At 55.5% G+C, this 16758-nt stretch carries 21 protein-coding genes; 18 read left to right on the forward strand and 3 right to left on the reverse strand.

Going from position 1 to position 16758, the window contains the following annotated elements; genetic code table 11:
• Positions 1 to 6 precede the first annotated feature (6 nt).
• The 3 genes from ACTG2T_RS11530 to flgA all read right to left on the reverse strand — a co-directional run bounded on the left by ACTG2T_RS11530 (position 7) and on the right by flgA (position 1437).
• Positions 7 to 450: a flagellar protein FlgN gene (locus ACTG2T_RS11530; RefSeq protein WP_330124676.1), complete on the reverse strand. Its 444-nt coding sequence runs from the start codon at positions 448 to 450 to the stop codon at positions 7 to 9.
• Positions 447 to 722 carry a flagellar biosynthesis anti-sigma factor FlgM gene (flgM, locus tag ACTG2T_RS11535; protein ID WP_330124675.1) on the reverse strand — a complete coding sequence of 92 codons (276 nt, stop codon included), beginning with the start codon at positions 720 to 722 and terminating at the stop codon, positions 447 to 449. Before flgM ends, ACTG2T_RS11530 begins: the two co-directional genes overlap by 4 nt.
• Before the next feature lie 76 nt (positions 723 to 798).
• A complete protein-coding gene (flgA, locus tag ACTG2T_RS11540; RefSeq protein ID WP_330124674.1) occupies positions 799 to 1437 on the reverse strand; it encodes a flagellar basal body P-ring formation chaperone FlgA in 639 nt (212 codons plus the stop codon).
• Between the two features lie 212 nt (positions 1438 to 1649).
• Here flgA and lfgB point away from each other — a divergent pair, with 212 nt between their 5' ends.
• From lfgB to lafF, 18 genes are all read left to right on the forward strand, one after another.
• Complete coding sequence (gene lfgB, locus ACTG2T_RS11545; protein WP_019444816.1) at positions 1650 to 2039, forward strand: lateral flagellar basal body rod protein LfgB; 390 nt, start codon at positions 1650 to 1652, stop codon at positions 2037 to 2039.
• A 2-nt stretch (positions 2040 to 2041) separates the two neighbouring features.
• Entirely contained in the window at positions 2042 to 2467 is a 426-nt protein-coding gene (flgCL, locus tag ACTG2T_RS11550) for a lateral flagellar basal body rod protein FlgCL (RefSeq protein WP_019444815.1), read from the forward strand.
• Positions 2468 to 2471: 4 nt separating this feature from the next.
• Positions 2472 to 3179: a flagellar hook assembly protein FlgD gene (locus ACTG2T_RS11555; protein WP_330124673.1), complete on the forward strand. Its 708-nt coding sequence runs from the start codon at positions 2472 to 2474 to the stop codon at positions 3177 to 3179.
• Positions 3180 to 3197: 18 nt separating this feature from the next.
• Complete coding sequence (gene flgEL, locus ACTG2T_RS11560; protein ID WP_330124672.1) at positions 3198 to 4388, forward strand: lateral flagellar hook protein FlgEL; 1191 nt, start codon at positions 3198 to 3200, stop codon at positions 4386 to 4388.
• 9 nt (positions 4389 to 4397) lie between these two features.
• A complete protein-coding gene (gene lfgF, locus ACTG2T_RS11565) occupies positions 4398 to 5132 on the forward strand; it encodes a lateral flagellar basal-body rod protein LfgF (RefSeq protein WP_005336213.1) in 735 nt (244 codons plus the stop codon).
• Positions 5133 to 5210: 78 nt separating this feature from the next.
• Entirely contained in the window at positions 5211 to 5996 is a 786-nt protein-coding gene (gene lfgG, locus ACTG2T_RS11570) for a lateral flagellar basal-body rod protein LfgG (RefSeq protein ID WP_111899830.1), read from the forward strand.
• A complete protein-coding gene (flgH, locus tag ACTG2T_RS11575; protein ID WP_139400312.1) occupies positions 5996 to 6667 on the forward strand; it encodes a flagellar basal body L-ring protein FlgH in 672 nt (223 codons plus the stop codon). The genes lfgG and flgH overlap by 1 nt, the downstream gene beginning before the upstream one ends.
• Before the next feature lie 8 nt (positions 6668 to 6675).
• Positions 6676 to 7782, forward strand: a complete 1107-nt coding sequence (fgIL, locus tag ACTG2T_RS11580) for a lateral flagellar basal body P-ring FlgIL (protein ID WP_236768669.1) — start codon at positions 6676 to 6678, stop codon at positions 7780 to 7782.
• Between the two features lie 8 nt (positions 7783 to 7790).
• Entirely contained in the window at positions 7791 to 8189 is a 399-nt protein-coding gene (locus ACTG2T_RS11585; protein WP_005336207.1) for a rod-binding protein, read from the forward strand.
• Positions 8189 to 9532 (forward strand): lateral flagellar hook-associated protein LfgK, encoded by a 1344-nt coding sequence (lfgK, locus tag ACTG2T_RS11590; RefSeq protein ID WP_047438681.1) that lies wholly within the window; start codon positions 8189 to 8191, stop codon positions 9530 to 9532. Before ACTG2T_RS11585 ends, lfgK begins: the two co-directional genes overlap by 1 nt.
• An 11-nt stretch (positions 9533 to 9543) precedes the next feature.
• Positions 9544 to 10443 (forward strand): lateral flagellar hook-associated protein LfgL, encoded by a 900-nt coding sequence (lfgL, locus tag ACTG2T_RS11595; protein WP_047438680.1) that lies wholly within the window; start codon positions 9544 to 9546, stop codon positions 10441 to 10443.
• 14 nt (positions 10444 to 10457) lie between these two features.
• On the forward strand, positions 10458 to 11465 hold the full coding sequence (locus ACTG2T_RS11600; protein WP_330124671.1) for a hypothetical protein: 1008 nt from the start codon (positions 10458 to 10460) through the stop codon (positions 11463 to 11465).
• A 248-nt stretch (positions 11466 to 11713) separates the two neighbouring features.
• Positions 11714 to 12880, forward strand: a complete 1167-nt coding sequence (locus ACTG2T_RS11605) for a flagellin N-terminal helical domain-containing protein (protein ID WP_330124670.1) — start codon at positions 11714 to 11716, stop codon at positions 12878 to 12880.
• 121 nt (positions 12881 to 13001) lie between these two features.
• Positions 13002 to 14288, forward strand: a complete 1287-nt coding sequence (gene lafB / locus ACTG2T_RS11610) for a lateral flagellar capping protein LafB (protein WP_330124669.1) — start codon at positions 13002 to 13004, stop codon at positions 14286 to 14288.
• A 49-nt stretch (positions 14289 to 14337) separates the two neighbouring features.
• Positions 14338 to 14730, forward strand: coding sequence for a lateral flagellar export chaperone LafC (lafC, locus tag ACTG2T_RS11615; RefSeq protein WP_330124668.1), 393 nt, complete (start codon positions 14338 to 14340; stop codon positions 14728 to 14730).
• Between the two features lie 59 nt (positions 14731 to 14789).
• Entirely contained in the window at positions 14790 to 15191 is a 402-nt protein-coding gene (locus ACTG2T_RS11620) for a LafX (RefSeq protein ID WP_330124667.1), read from the forward strand.
• Positions 15192 to 15301: 110 nt separating this feature from the next.
• Complete coding sequence (locus tag ACTG2T_RS11625; RefSeq protein ID WP_439973789.1) at positions 15302 to 16264, forward strand: flagellar hook-length control protein FliK; 963 nt, start codon at positions 15302 to 15304, stop codon at positions 16262 to 16264.
• A 71-nt stretch (positions 16265 to 16335) separates the two neighbouring features.
• Complete coding sequence (gene lafF / locus ACTG2T_RS11630; RefSeq protein WP_269428984.1) at positions 16336 to 16758, forward strand: lateral flagellar basal body-associated protein LafF; 423 nt, start codon at positions 16336 to 16338, stop codon at positions 16756 to 16758.

The following is a 16758-nucleotide window of genomic DNA, read 5'->3' on the forward strand; positions in this document are numbered from 1 at the left end:
GGAGGGTTAATCCGTGATGCTGTCCGGGTCACGATAACCTGAATCTTGTCCCAACAGCGAATTAATCGTCTCCATCTGGCCTGCCAGCAGGCGGCCATTGAGATCATTCTGGCGCAGACACTGGTGCAGCAGCTGTTCAAGCTGTTGCCATTGATTGGTTACCGTGGTGCGCAGGGGAAGTGGCAGCTTGGCTATCAGGGTGGCCATCCCCTTCTCATCGGGTTTGAGGCCTAATGTCTGCAGCTGCTGGCAGCGTAACTTTGCCTGTTGTGTCACCTTGGCCATCAGCGCTGTCTGCTGCTCGTTATGGACTTGCAGGCCATCGACATCATGGCTTGCCAGCAGTGCATGTTGGCGCAGCAACAGGGCGGTGAGTTCGGTATAGTGGCCGTAATCCTGCTGGATCCCGAGGATCAATGCCTTGACGGTGGCCTTGGTATCCACGCTCATCGGCGATGCATATCCAGAATGGCCTGACCCAGCGCATCCAGATCGATCTCCAGCTTGCCTTCACTGATGGCTTTGCGGATCTCGTTGACCTTGTCCATGTCGACGTCGGATGTGGTGGCCAGCTGGCTGCGGGCGTTGGCTACTGACTGCGCTGTGCTGCTGATCCGTGCTTCGGATGACTGTGCGGACCTGGTTTCCGGCTTGGTCGTTACCTCCGGTTTGCGGCCGGGCTGGTTTTGAATATAGAGCGAGTCAGTACGGGTAATTTTCATAACATAAATTCCTGATGGTCTGTTTATGACAAGCGACCCAAGGCTTGTCGAACTTGAATCAAATTGCGATCTTGGTTCAAAAACGGGTTTCAACTTCCCCTATATCAGTCACCCATGCCTGTATCTGCTTGCCAGAGCTAAGATTTTTCACTCTGATCCCGTCGCCTATTGCGCCATTACCGAGGGCCTCCCCTCTGGTTGTGGCGGAGAACTCACCTTTCCCTGCGCGGATCAGTACCCCTTCCCCCTGTTTGACCGCCCAACTCTTTTGTAAGTCCAGCTCTCCGATGAGTTGCCCGCTTCTCAGATGTCGGTTGCTTTTATGGCCCAGCAGGGAGTGATTGCTCGGGGTGAACCCGCGCTGTATGCGGCTGACATCCAACTCTTTCTCCACCAGATCGCTGGTGCTGATGCCCTGACCTTTTGCGATATCTCGTGCAGCAACCCAGACCGGCAACAGTAGCGAGACCTCTACCCGCCCGCGCACTTGCCAGGCGGGATCTGTGCATTCGATGAGATAGGGGCGTCGTCCCCAGGGTTGCCGATACTGGCCACCTGCTTGTAACGAGAGTGACTGTGAGGGGCAGGGAGGAAGGTGCTCGGCGGAAGGAGCAAGCCAGACTCGAAATTCCCCTGAGGTTGCAGGCCATCCCTGTTGGGTTACGTAGTCATCAAGACTCTGGCGGGCATCTTGTTCAAGCAACTGTTCAAGCATGGCGCTTTGCGCCTGCGGGGCACCGTGAGCCAATGCGCTCAGCAGAAGCCAGAGGATGCCACTCCATTTCCACACGGGAAGTCGCACTTCCTCATTTCTCATCTGCTTGCAGCGGATGGTGCATGGTAACCGCTTGAAACTAGGTATCTTCATGGTTGGCATGAGTCTTGATAAGGGTAACCCCGGTCTGAGTGAACGATAAAGGATGAAGCATGAGTATCTCATTTGACAGCGCCCTCGGCGTACACCCTTATGCCCTAGATGTCAGGGCGGAGCGGGCGCGTATTCTGGCGGGAAATCTGGCCAACGTGGATACACCGGGCTATCTGGCTCGGGATGTCGATTATAAGACGATTCTGGGCCGTGTCGCGCAGCAAGTTGCTGCGGGCGAGGAGAGTCAGGCCATCAGCCAGGGCGCCATGCGTGACGATATGCGTCACCCCCTCTATCGCATTCCTTATCAGGTCTCCATGGATGGCAATACCGCCGAATTGGGGGTTGAGCAGGGCAAATTTGCCAACAACGCCACCGATTTTCAGACCAGTCTCACTTTCCTCAATATGAAGATTACCGGGATCGCCAAGGCGATCGAGGGCCGTTAACCATGTCGTTCAACAAGATTTATGACATCGCCGGCAGTGCCATGCGCGCCCAGACCGTGCGGCTGGATACCGTTGCCTCCAACCTGGCCAACGTGGATAGCGCGGCCGCCAGTGAAGACGCCGCGTTTCGTGCCATCAAGCCGGTTTTTTCCACTCTCTATCAGAAGATTCAGGATGCCGATGGCCTCGGGGCTGCGTCGGTGCAAGTGGCGGGTATCGTACAGTCCGACCGTCAGGTCGAGAAACGGCTGGAGCCGACCAACCCGATGGCCGATCAGGATGGCTTTGTCTACTACTCCAACGTCAACGTGGTGGAAGAGATGGCGGACATGATGAGTGCCTCTCGCGGTTTTGAAACCTCGGTAGAGGTGATCAACCGGATCAACAGTATGCAGCAAGGTTTGCTGCGTCTTGGTCAGGGAGCCTAAGCCCATGAGTCTGCCACAGATAAGCAGTCTGGATACGGCGCGTGGTACGGGTCAGGCTGTTGCTGACCCCAAGATCGCCAGCAATGGCAGCGGTGCTGCTCAGGAAACACAAGCCAACCAGAATAGCGGGATACAACTGCGCAATGAATTTCTGCAGATGATGGTGGCGCAGATCCAGAACCAGGATCCCACCAACCCGCTTGATGGTGCCCAGTATGTTGCCCAGCTGGCCCAGTTCAGCATGGTAGAGGGTGTCGAGGGACTGAAGAAGCTTCAGTTACAGAGCAACACCAAGATGGATACCCAGCAGGTGTTGCAGAGTACCGCTTTGGTCGACAAAGAGGTCATGGTGCCGAGCAAAACCCTTAAACAACAGCAAGAGCACAAGATCCGCGGTCAAATCGAGCTGCAAAGTGCGGCGGAGCAAGTGGATCTCAAAGTGTATGACCAGCACGGCGTGCTGGTGGCCAGCAAGAGTTGGGGTGAGAGCAAAGCGGGCGGGCTGGATTATGAACTGCCCCCCCTTCCTGCCGGAGAGTACCGCTTTGAGGTCAAGGCCTCGGCGGGCAAGACCTTGGTGGCGACCAAAAATTATGTAGCGAGCAAGGTTGAACGTGTTGCCTTGCCCGGTACGGGAGAAATCATGCTGCAGGTTGCCGGTGTGGGCGATGTCCCGCTGTTCAGTGCAATCCAGTTCGGCAAATCAGCGTAATCAGAAAGGAGCGACACTGTGTCTTTCAGTATCGGATTGAGCGGCCTGCGTGCCGTAAACCAGGAATTGAGCGTTATCAGTAACAACGTTGCTAACGCCAGTACCGCAGGCTTCAAATCCAGCCGTGCCGAGTTTGCTGCCATCTATGGTGGTGGTCAGGCTGGCGGTGTCGAGATGAACAACGTCTCCCAGAACTTTGATCGCAACGGTGATGTGATGCGCACCGGGCGCGGGTTGGATCTGGCGATTTCTGGCAGTGGTTTCTTCGTGCTGAAAGATGGCAGCGGACAAACCTCCTACACCAGAGCTGGCATGTTCCAGCGTGATAGCGGTAACTACCTGACCACGGCGAGTGGTACCCGTCTGCAGGGTTATACCACGGATGACGCCGGCAAATTGCAATCCGGTGTGGTCGGGGATATTCAGGTCAAGGCGGGCAGCCTGCCAGCCAAGGCATCCGACAAGCTGGAGTTTGTGGCGAACCTAAAAGCGGATGCCAGCAAGATTACCAAGGTGTTCAACAAAGATAATTCGGAAACCTATAACTACTCCCAGACTAGCAAGGTGTACGACTCCCTCGGCAGTGAGCACAGCCTGACCCAGTATTTTGTCAAGACCGATGAGCACAAGTGGACAGTACATTACACCCTCGATGGTAGTGATCTGGCTGCAAAAACGGATCTGGAATTCACCAAAAACGGCACATTGAATGCGCCTGCGGCTGACAAAATGCCCAAGTTGACCCTTAATGCGCCAGGGGCTGTAGATATCACGCTGGCAGTGGATATCAGCAAGGTGAGCCAGTATGCCTCTGACTTCAACGCTACCCGCAACCAGTCCAATGGTTATACCGCAGGTGACCTGACCGGTGTGCGGGTTGATGCCGATGGTGGTGTCTATGCCACCTTTACCAACGGTCAGAGCCTGTTGCAGGGGCAGGTCGTGATGGCGAACTTCACCAATCCCAATGGTCTGCTGCAGACCAACAACACCACCTGGCAACAGTCGTTCAGTTCCGGCCAGCCGGTACTGGGGGCGCCGGGAACCGGCACCATGGGCAAGCTGACCGCCGGGGCCTATGAGAGCTCCAACGTGGATCTGACCGGTGAACTGGTAAGCCTGATGACTTCCCAGCGTAACTATCAGGCCAACGCCAAGACCATCAGTTCCGCTGACAAGATGACCCAGGTTCTGTTCAACTCCTTCTAAGGGTAACCCGTGGAAAAGCTTATCTACACCGCCATGTCCGGGGCGCAACATACCCTGATGGCCCAGCAAATCCGGGCCAATAACCTGGCCAACGTCAATACCGCCGGTTTTCGGGCTGACTTTGAGCGGGTTTCGGCTTATGCCCTGACGGGCGATGGTTACCAGAGCCGAGTGATGGCCAGAGAAGAGATGGCCGGGACCAACTTCAAAGCTGGCCCTCTGATGCAGACCGGTCGCAAGCTGGATGTGGCGATTCGTGGCGAGGGTTTTCTGGCGGTGCAGACGCCTGATGGCAAAGAGGCTTATACCCGCGCTGGTAATCTGGAGGCCGATGCCGACGGGCTGTTGACCCTCAATGGTCGGCCGGTGCTGGGGGAGGGGGGCGAGCTGGTGCTGCCCGCTTATCGTGACATCAGTTTCGGCAAGGATGGCACCCTGAGCATCACTCCGCCGGGTGGTGGCGCCCGGCTCGATGTTGGCCGCCTGAAGCTGGTCAATCCTGATCCGGCTGAGCTGGTAAAAGGCCACGATGGCCTGTTCCGGATGCGCCAGGGGGGGGATGCCGAAAGTAGCGAGCAGGTGGTAATGGCATCCGGCTTTTTGGAAGGGGCCAACGTCAATGCCGTGGATGAATTGGTGAGCAGCATGTCATTGACCCGCAATTTCGAACTGCAGGTCAAGTTGATGAAAGCGGCGGATGATCAGGCTCGTCAAGGGGCCAAATTGATTTCCGGTCAGGGTTGATTTTGACGGCATCGGGCAGATACCCGATGCCTTGCCACATCCCAGTGGATGAGGCTTGATGAACAAGGTGGAATAACAATGCACGCAGCATTATGGGTCAGTAAAACAGGTCTGTCGGCACAAGATGCCAAGATGTCCAGTATCTCCAACAACCTGGCTAACGTGAACACGGTCGGCTTCAAGCGCGATCGAGTAGCGTTTGAAGATCTCTTTTATCAGGTGCAGCGCCAGCCGGGTGCCCAGCAGGATCAGCAGAATTTGGCGCCTATAGGTATTCAGATGGGTAATGGTGTGCGGGTGGTGGGTACCCAAAAGGTCTTCACCTCCGGCCAATTCCAGAATACCAATCAGGAGCTGGATATGGCGGTGGTCGGTGCCGGTTTCTTCGGGGTTGAGCGCCCGGATGGCGAGACGGCCTATACCCGTAATGGTCAATGGCATCGCAATGCCGAGGGGCAGCTGGTTAACGCGGATGGTTTGCCCATGGTGCCGCAGATCCAGATCCCCGATAACGCCACCAAGATCTCCATTGGTACCGACGGCACTGTCAGCGCCTCGTTGCCCGGTCAGCAAGAGAGTGTCGAGCTGGGCCGAATCACCCTGACCAACTTCTCCAACCCGGCCGGTCTGGAAGCGCTCGGTGGCAACCTCTACCGTGCAACCGGCGCGTCCGGTGAGCCCATTGAAGGTGTACCGGGTGAAGAGGCGATGGGGGCCGTCAAGCAATTCACGCTGGAGAGCTCCAACGTAAACGTGGTCGAGGAGATGGTCGACATGATCACGACCCAGCGGGCTTACGAGATGAATGCCAAGGTGGTCTCTTCCGCCGACCAGATGCTCAAGTTTGTCACTCAGGCACTGTAATGATGAAGTCGATGCTGCGTTATATCTGGTTGGTATTGCTGTTGGGCGGCTGTGCCACCTATGAGCTGCAGGCGCCCGAGCCAGGTGACGAGAAATGGGCGCCATCCCGTCCCAAGGTGACCGCGACTGCGCAGGGCGAAGATGGTGGTCTCTATCGTGGCAACTACATGATGACCCTGTTTCAGGATCGGCGTGCTTACCGTGTTGGTGACATTCTCACCGTGGTGCTGGAAGAGCGTACCCAGTCGAGCAAGAAAGCCAATACCAGCATGAGCAAAAACAGCAGCATGAATGTGCCGGCCCCCTCTATTGGCGGTAAACTGCGCCCCGACTGGGGGGCAACCCTCAGTGCTGATCGGGATTTTGATGGCGGTGCGACCTCCAGCCAGCAAAATACCCTGGCAGGTTCCATCACTGTGACGGTCGCGGAAGTGATGCCCAACGGAGTGTTGGGGATCCGCGGTGAAAAGTGGATCCGCCTCAATCAGGGGGATGAATATATCCGCTTGGGCGGCATGGTTCGGGTTGAAGATATTGACCAGAGCAACCGTATCTCGTCCCAGCGCATTGCCGATGCCCGCATCACCTATGCCGGTCGTGGTGCCCTCGCCGACAGTAACCAGATGGGGTGGCTGGGCCGCTTCTTTAGCTCGGCGTTTGCGCCATTTTGAGGAATCACATGAACAGATGGTTTATCGCCCTGCTGTGTCTCTGCTTGCCCTTGTTTAGTCAGGCTGCCGCACCGGCCAAACGAGCCTTGCTGGATATTGCCGATGTGCAGGGGCTGAGAACCAACCAGCTGGTGGGTTATGGTCTGGTGGTCGGTCTCTCCGGGACCGGTGACAAAAGCCAGGTCAAATTTACCGGCCAATCCATGGCCAACATGCTCAAGCAGTTTGGCGTGCAGTTACCGGACGATATCGATCCCAAGCTCAAGAACGTGGCAGCCGTTTCGGTTCAGGCCACGCTACCCGCCTTGGCTGGCAAGGGGCAGTTGCTCGATGTGACCGTGACTTCCATTGGTGATGCCAAGAGTCTGCGCGGTGGTTCTCTGCTGCTGACCCCCCTGCGTGGTATCGACGGTGAAGTCTATGCCGTGGCGCAGGGCAATCTGGTTGTCGCAGGTGTGAAAGCGGAAGGGCAATCAGGTTCATCGGTCACGATTAACGTGCCGACAGCCGGGATTATTCCCAACGGTGCCACCATCGAACGAGAGGTGGTCAGCAATTTTGCCGAAAAGCCGGAAGTGACCCTCAATCTGCATCAACCCAACTTCAAGACCGCGCGCAATGTGGAGCGAGCCATCAACCATCAGCTGGGGCCGGTTGCCCGAGCGGTGAGTGCCGGGCGGGTTCAGGTTGCAGCCCCCAGGGACGAGAGCCAGCGCATCGCGTTTATGGCCCTGCTGGAGGATATCAAGGTGGATCCGGGTCAGGAGCGGCCGAAGGTGGTCTTCAACAGTCGAACCGGCACTGTGGTGATGGGGCAAGGGGTCAAGGTTCACAAGGCTGCCGTCAGTCATGGCAGTCTGACGGTGACCATTGGCGAGAGTCAGACTGTCAGCCAGCCCAACGCCTTCTCCAATGGGCAGACCACCACGACCCCCAACTCCAAGATCCAGGTCGATCGGGAACGTAACAACATGTTTGTCTGGCCGGATGGCACTTCCTTGGAAGTGATCGTCAAGGCTGTCAATTCACTCGGGGCAACACCCGATGATGTCATGGCCATCTTGCAAGCGCTCAATGAGGCTGGTGCCCTTGAGGGTGAGCTGGTGGTTATCTGAGGACTATCATGACCAGAATTAGCTCGGATCCCGGTTTTTATCAGGATCTCAATGAATTGCAGCAAATCAAAAGCAACCCGGATCAGCGTGCCGCGCTGGATGCTGCAGCCGGTCAGTTTGAAGTCAGTTTTCTGCAAACCGTGCTCAAACATATGCGCTCGGCGACGGATGCCCTGCAGGATGAGGACGACAAGATTATCAAGGGGCAATCCCTCTATCGTGATATGTATGACAGCCAGTTGGCAATGAGCATGGTTAAGCGAGGTGGCATCGGTCTGCGGGAGCAGATGGTCAACCAGCTAGCTCCGTCATTAAAGAATCCGGACGGGGTGGTCGCTTCAGAGCAGCAGACCCTGGCTGCGTTCAGCCAGCCTCTCAACTCGGCAAAAATGAAGAAGGTTGACTGATGTCACTGCTCAATATCGGCGCCAGCGGACTAAATGCAGCCCAGATTGCATTGAACCTGACCGCCCAGAATATCGCGAACGTTAATACCATAGGGTATAGCCGTCAGGAAGCCATGATGGGCAGTCTGTCCGGTTTCGGGCGGTTGGATAATGGTGCCGGTGTCGAGGTGACAGGGGTACGCAGGGTAACGGATGACTATCTGGTTGCTCAACACTGGCGTAGCCGTTCGGCCACCGGTTCTTCTTATGCCTTTCATCAGTACATCAATACGACAGAGCAGTTGCTGGGCAGTGAGTCGATGAATATCGCAAAAGGGCTCGACAGCTTTTTTGCCTCGCTCAGTGCTGCGCTCGACAGTCCGGAAACCCCGGCACAGCGCAGCCAGATCGTCAGCTCGGCTGGGGCGCTCGCCAACCGCTTTACCCAGCTGGACGAGAGCCTGGTCACCCAGGAAAAACAGATCGACGATCAGTTGAGCAGCACTGTTTCCCAAGTGAACAGCTACCTGTCACAACTGGCCGAATTGAATGTCCAGATTGGTGATCAAGCCGCCAAGGGCGTCAATACCTCAGCGCTGGAAGATAGTCGCGAACAGGTTGTTCGTGAGTTGTCGACCTATATGGAAGTGCGGGTTAATCGTCAGAGTGACGGCGCTTTCGCGATCAGCCTGCCGCAAGGACAGCCGCTGGTGTTGGGGGGAAGCAGCAGTACTCTCGCGCTTGCTGGCGATAAACTCAGCCTCGCTTTCGGTGGTCAGACGTTTGAAGTTCCTAAATTGCACGGTGGTTCGCTGGCGGGGGTGATGGATTATCGCACCACAGTATTGCGGCCGACCAGAGAGGCGCTGAATCAGATAGCGGGCAAGCTCGCAAAGGATTTCAATGATAAACAGGCCGGTGGTTTTGACCTTCATGGAGTAACCGGGAAACGGCTATTCGCTTTTGACGAAACAAAAGATATCCATGGTAACTACATCAATGCGTTGGGAACATTGCGGGTGGCTGATGGTTTTACCGGAGACGACCTGGCTTTTGCCAAGGCCGGTGGTGGCAAGGGCGATAACCGCAACCTGCAGGACCTGCTGACGATAAAAAATGGCCAATACGATGCCTATAGTGCCCTGCTTGGCAAGATGGCGGTGCAGAGCGGGCAGGCGAAAGCGAGCATGCAGGCCGATGCCAATATGGAAAAACAGATGGCGGCCAAGCTGAGCAGTGTCAGCGGGGTGAATACCGATGAGGAAGGGGTGAAAGTGATGGCTTACACCAAGGCTTATCAGGCCAATGCCAAGGTGATCAGCACCTCGGAACAACTCTTCAATTCCATTCTGAATATGTTCTGAGGAGGGTGACCATGCGCATCAGTACCAACCAGATCCAGCTAAGCATGCTAGACAACTTGCAGCATGGCTTCGGTGAATATGCCCGGCTTGATCGCCAAATCTCCACGCAAAAACGCATTCTTCAGCCCTCTGATGATCCTGTTGGTAGTGTGCAACTGCTGGGCTTGCAGAAAGAGCAGGTGGCAATGGCGCAGTACCAGAAAAATATTGCCAACGCCAAGAGCCAACTCTCTCAAGGGGAACTGCAGTTTGAAACCATGACCAACATGCTGATGCGGTTGCGGGAGTTGACCCAGACAGCTGCAACAGGCTCTTTGTCGGATGCGGATCGTAAAGCGGTAGCCAGCGAGGTCGCCATTATCAAGGATGGTCTGCTGGATCTTGCCAATGCGCGTAACGAGAGTGGCTCCAGCCTCTTTACCGGTAGCAAGGTTGATCAGACTGCATTGGTAAAGCAGGCGAGTGGTGACTACAGCTACCAGGGGGACAATCTGGTGCGTGAGGTCAGTATTGCAAACGGCGTCACTGTGGGCTTGAACCAGACGGCTGACCAGCTGTTTCTGAAGCCTGACGATTTTTTCAAACGACTCGATAGCATGGTGACGGCAATTAATGACGCAGCACCTGACGCCGTCGATCAAGCCCGAGCCATGCTCGGCCGCAGCCAGACGCTGCAAGATAGTATCAGCCAGGCGGTGAGCACGATTGGTGCCCGGATCAATCTGCTGGATCAGATTGACGAGAGCCATGCCGAGAAAGGTGTCTATAGCAAGGAAGTGAGCAACCAGATAGAGTCGCTGGATTATGCCGAGGCCGCGACCCGACAGGCCCATGTCCTGATGGCATTACAGGTGCAACAGCAAGCTTTTGCCAAGGTTAATGGCCTTAGTCTGTTCAACTACATGCCGTAACGAGTGAAGGAGTCATGATGCAGATCCAGCAAACCCGTCTTGGGGGCGTTGCCGAGGCGCAGGCAAAGCCCAAGTTGCAGGGCCGCGCAACTGCACAGGCTCACACTCCGGAAAACCGCAAGCAGACTGAGCGCCACCCCAATATTATCCGGATGGATAGATGGGCCCTGATCGGCGCAGCGCAACAGCGCATTGCCCATGCTCAGGGTGGGGAACAGGCACTCAATCAGGTTTGGGGCGAATTGAAGCGGCTGGAACGCCAGTTGGGTCAGCGTGAGCTGGCCAGCAGCGACGTTGCCAACCGCTTAAAAATGCTGGAAGAGAAAGTTACTTTGCCGAGAGGCCCTTTGACTGACGAGCTCAAGCCCAGACTTCTTGCGTCACCTCAGGAGCTGCGCACCCGGTTCAGTGCCGAGCATCTGGATTTATTAAGCGCCAAAAATAGCACTGAGCGACTGGTGTTCTCTTTCCCTCAAAGCAGTAGTGCGGTGGAGGTGACCATCCCCGCCGGAGCACGAGAGGGGGAGGTCGCAACCATACTCGATCGGGCGCTGCGTAAAGAGCATATCCGGGCTCGGCTGAATGAGTTGGGCAAGCTGGAGCTCTCTGTCGCTGAACCCCATCGTCGAAAACTGGATGAGCCGGTGCTGATCCGGGGCGAGGGGATTCGTATCCCGGCAGGCAACCCGATCCCGGTGCAGTTCAAGCCCAGGGCCGGAGCGCTGACTCACATGGCCGAAGGGATTGCCAAAGGGGAGATCCGTCAGGAGCGGCAGCGGCTGCAAAAAGTACTTGGCGAGATTGAGCAATCGGTTCGGGAGTTGAAACAGTTTCGCCAGAAGATGGTGCTGCAACTGGACAAGGTCAAGGCTCGCAGTCAGAACCTGAAACAGGAGGAGCTGGCACAGTTGCAATCCTCTCTGGCAACTCGCCTCTCACAAGGCGGCTATATGGGCACCATGTCCGGTCTGCTGGCGCAGGCCAATGTCACTCGGCAAGGGGTGGTTGCGTTACTCACTTGATAGCGCTGAGCTGTCTCCTCGTAAAAAACCGCACAAGCTGACTTGTGCGGTTTTTTTATCTCTGTGATGCCCTCTTGTGCCAGTGACGGCGCTGTCTGCTCGCGGGCCCACTCTTCGCATCCGAACGGGGGGCCAAGAGAAACTGCCGTTCAGCAAAAAAAGATTTAATTTTCACGACGCCGTGGTCGTTCTTCATTGGGGTCAACCCAAACGCTGCCTGTGGCAGCATCTATTTCGAGGAAACGAAAATGAGTCTGTCAATTCATACCAACTTTGCATCCATGGTTACCCAGAACCAACTGACCACCACCAACAAGCTGGCCAGCACTGCCATGCAGCGTCTGGGTACCGGTCTGCGCATCAACTCTGCCGCTGACGATGCCGCTGGTCTGCAAATCGCTACTCGTCTGCAATCCCAGTCCAACAGCCAGAAGATCGGTATGCGCAACGCCCAGGATGCCATCTCCATGATGCAGACTGCCGAAGGTGCCATGGACGAAATGACCAATATCGTTCAGCGCATGAAGGATCTGGCTACCCAGGCCGCCAACGGCACCAGCAGCGATAAAGATATTGCCGCCATGAACGCCGAATTCGGCGAGTTGACCAAAGAGCTGAAAAACATCGCCAGCAACACCACCTTCGGTGGCGAAAACTTGCTGGATAGCAAAAACGGCAAGTTCGCCAAGGGTGAAGTGACCTTCCAGATTGGTGGCTCCGACAGTGAGCGTTTGACCCTGGCTATCGGCGATACCCTCAAGAAGGTTGTCGGTGGCGCAACCCTGAGTGCTGAAGACCAGAAGCTGGTTGATGGGCTGACTGCACCGAAGACCACATTGGATGGTGCCAAGACCGCGGTTGATACCGCTAAAACTGATGCGGATGCCAAAAAAACTACAATGGATGCAGCCAAGGCTGCTTGGGAGGCAGAGACTGATGCTACAGCCAAGGCAACCAAACTAGGTACTTACAATACAGAAAAGGCAGCGTATGACACCGCGGCAAACACGTTGACCACCAAGCAGACCGATTTGGATACTGCTCAGAAGAATTTTGACAAGGCGACTGTAGGCGCCATGACCGCAGGATCTGGTTTGGATTCCAAGACCCTGGAGTATGGTCTGAAGAGCCAAGAGCACGCTCAAAAAGCTATCGGTGAGCTGGAATCCTTTATGCAGGATATCACCAGCGTACGTTCCGCTTTCGGTGCCAATATCAACCGTCTGGAGCATACCGTTAACAACCTCTCCAACATGAAAGAGAACACCGATATCGCCAAGGGTCGTATCATGGATGCCGATTTCGCCACCGAAAGCACCAACATGACCAAGAACCAGATGCTGATGCAAGCTGGCATGTCTGTGCTGGGTCAGGCAAACCAGATGACTGGTATGGTCACCGGTCTGCTGCGTTAATCGCTATAAGGGCCGCTACCTGTGTGGCGGCCTCTTTTCTTCCCCTTGCCGGTTGAAAAGTGCTGGCGAAACAGTGTTTTTCAACAAGCAAGTCTTGCCCTGATACCGAAGGAGTTGATATATGCAGGTCGATCCCGCTTCAGCCGCGATGAACATGGTGACCAATGAGCGCAAGAACATGGACAAGCTGCTTAAGGGGCAGCTAGCCAATGTCAAGGCGCAGCAGAGTTCGCTGTCATCCATTAACTCCAAACTCTCCAGCTTTCAGACTCTGCTGAAAGATCTGAACAAGCCAGCGGCTTTGCAGGCCCAGAAAGCCAGCCTCTCACAAGAGGGGATCATGACGGTCACCAGCAATGGCAAGGCGACCCCGGGGCAATATAACTTTGAGGTCAAGCAACTGGCACAGGCCCATCAGTTCGGGGTGCAACTGGCAGATGAAAAGGCGCCATTGCCAACCTCCGGCAAAGTGTCGTTCACCCTTGATGGCAAGGCGTTTGCTATCGACTTGGCGACCTTGCCTGCGGGGGCGACAGCCCAGAGTCTGGTTTCTGCGATAAATGATTCGGCGGATAACCCTGGGGTCAAGGCAAGCCTGATCCGCACAGATGGCAAGGTTAACCTGGTGCTGACCAGCAAAGAGAGCGGAGTAGCCAAGGTGTTTACCCCCACCTATGATGGCGACCCGGCTTCTGCGTTCGGCAAGGCATTTATCGATGGCAAGGTGATCACCCCGGGTCAGGACTCCATCATCAAGATGGGGGTTGGCGACGGTGCGCTGGAGATCAAATCGCCGACCAACAAAATTGAAAACGTAGTTGAAGGGCTGACGCTGGATCTCACCAAGGTGCAAAAGCCAACCGATGGCCCGATGCAGGTGACAGTGGCTTATGACAATGAAGCCGTCACCGGCTCATTGAAGAAATTTGTTGATAGTTACAATGAGTTGCTGGATCTGTTGAACAAAGAGACATCCACCGATATCAAGGCGAAAGGCGTACTGGCTTCTGATGCCACGGTGCGAGGTTTGAAAGGTGCGCTGGCCAACGCGGTTCGCAATCTTCCTGCTGGCATGACCCTGACTCAGCTTGGCATCAAAACCGAGAAGTCGGGCAAGCTGGTGTTTAGTGACTCGGATTTCAAAAAGTCGCTCGAGAAGGATCCCGAACTGCTGGGCAAGGCGCTGATGGGGGATGACGGTTTGCTCAAGCGGATGAGCAAGGTGCTCGACCCTTTCTCCAAGAGCAACGGGGTGATGGCCACTCGCAAGAGCACATTGGAAGCCAATCAAAAGCGACTTGATGATAAAATGGAGTCGCTGAATAAACGGATGGAGTCTGTTTACAAGCGTTACCTCAATCAATTCACCACCATGAACCAGATGACGCAGACCATGGGAGCACTCTAAGCTTTTTCCCTGGATGAACTGGTTTTGAACCTGCAATAGCGAGTGACCCATGTTTGAATCCGAAGATGGCTACGACGCCTATCGATTTGCTGCCACAGAAGCCAAGGCAGCCAGTGCCGATCCATATCAGTTGGTATTGATGTTGATGGATGGCTTGCTTGACGAGATAGCCAGAGCCGAAGGGCATATCTTGGCGAAACAGTTTGAGCGCAAAGGGTTGGCCATCAACAAGTGTCTGCAGATCCTTGGTGGGCTGGATAGCGCACTTGATATGGATAAGGGGGGGGATTTGGCTGCCAATCTACATCACCTCTATGACTACTGCGGCCAGAGGTTGTTTGAGATCAGTGTATCCAACAATGTTGAGGGGTTCGCCGAAGTGCGCAAAATCCTGCGAGAGCTGAAAGAGGGTTGGGAAGCCATGGCGCGTCATCCTCGTTAATACGGAAGTTGCACTTCCTTCCTCTCTGTTCTTCCCCACTTCCAACATATTGAAATTTCTTGGTTATCGGTCTGGCCCACTCCTTGCTTGTGGGCTGGGTCATCTTCTTTTTGGGGCTCGTCATGTCAGGTATTGCTCCCGTGTTGCGTGAGACCGAACTGCAGACTCGCCAGCGTCAGTTATTGGGGTTGGGTACGCTACTGCTGCAACAGGCACAAGCTGGCCAGTGGGATGCCGTCAGGCTAACGGATGGGCGTTTCGCGCAATTTGTCTCTCAAGTTAGCCGGAACCCCCAACTCTGGACTGCGTTGCAACCAGCAAGAGATAAAGCCCGAATTTTGTATCGGCAAGCATTGCAACTCTGCGAGCAGGAGACCCTGATTCGTAAACAGGAGTGGCAGCAGCTTTCTTCTATTCGTGAAGGCTTGACTGCCTACGGTGAGACACAGCAATGGGATTGATTCAATTTAGCGGTTTTGACGCTGTGCATTCACCGGATGTAACGGCCTTGAACCGTTTATCCGGTCAAACCGGCAGTGAAGGGGGGTTATATCAACCGCTGGATGGGGCTGTGGATCCTCTGGTTGCATTGCCTTTGCCCGAGCTGGTTGCCAGTGATGTTGCGGTAGAAGAAAAAGAGAGCGAACAGCCGGGGGCGGAGGGCGACCCGGCTGAACAGCTGCAAGCGTTTACCAATATGCCTCCTCTCTTTGTCAGAGTGAATGATGCCGATCTTGATGGTTTTCATTTAAGCCGTGGCTATTCCCGGGCAGAAAGTAACATCGGTGGCCAGCAGGCGGTAGTGGATAACAAATTGCCGCCCTCTCTTCGCGCGTTGATGGGGGCTGCGACCCCTCTGCCTGAGCAAGAGGTGATGCCGCGTCGTGAAACGGTTTCTGCAGCTGCGGAACAGGCGCTCTCTACGTTGCTTGCCAAATCAAATGGCCAGTCCGGTGTATTACCTGGCCGCTTCAGCTTGCCTGTTATGGCCGCCGGTTTGGAGCCGGGAAGTGTGCCTGATACCTCTGCAGTAGAAAACAGGCTGCCAGATGCTCGCCAGCTGGCAGTTGGACAACTCGCCGCTGCACCGCTGCGTCCGGTCGACTATCAATGGGCACCTGTCCGGTTGTCAGACAACCAGAGCCAGTGGGGACAGCTGCTGGTTAGCCTGCTTCAGGACAAGGTTGAACTGCAGGTCAATCAACAGGTGAAACAGGCTCACATCCGACTGGACCCGCCAGAGCTCGGGCGACTGGAGTTGACCGTCAAGCTCGATGGTGACCGGCTCAATGTCCAGTTGAACGTGACCAATCCGGCGGTGCGCGATGCGATGATCCAGTCGATGGAGCGCTTGCGCATGAGCCTGGCGCCCCATCATGCCGGCGGGGTCGAGGTCAATGTGGGGCAGGGTGGCGAACAGGGACAGCAGGAGCGGTGGCAACAGGAGAAGATCCTGGCTGGCCGCCGCCAGTTGCAGGATGATCCGGATTTCCAATGGGATACGGTGCACGACTGGCTCAATACACTGGTCTGATTTTTAACCCGTAACAGCGAGAGTGGTTTTACATTATGCGGCGTGTCATGAAGTGGTTGATGATATTCGTCATGGCTCTGTGTCTGTTGGCCATACTGGCCTATGGCGCATGGCTTAAACGCGATGTGGTCGAAGTCTGGCTCGGATTGGCAGAGCCAAAGCCCGAGCTGAGCAGCACTCCGCTGTTCAAGCCGATGGAGCGTTTTGTTATCAGTCTGGAAGGGGGTGAACAGTCTCATTATCTGGTGCTGGAGCTGGCACTGGTGACCTACAACCCGGCGCAGGTTGCCAAGCTGGATGAACTGACGCCACTGATCCGCAATGCCATGGTGCAGTATTTCAGCCACCGCTCCCATGATGACGTAAAAGTTGAGCTGCAGAATATTTCCAAGTTGCAGGTCTCTCTGCGCGACAAGCTGGTCACTACGGTACAGGGATATGGCTACAAGCCCTATCTTGATGAAGTGCTGATCACCAAGGTACTGGTACAGTAA

It is taken from the genome of Aeromonas sp. 75A (assembly GCF_051919425.1).
In the GTDB taxonomy this organism is placed as follows: Bacteria; Pseudomonadota; Gammaproteobacteria; order Enterobacterales; family Aeromonadaceae; genus Aeromonas; species Aeromonas veronii.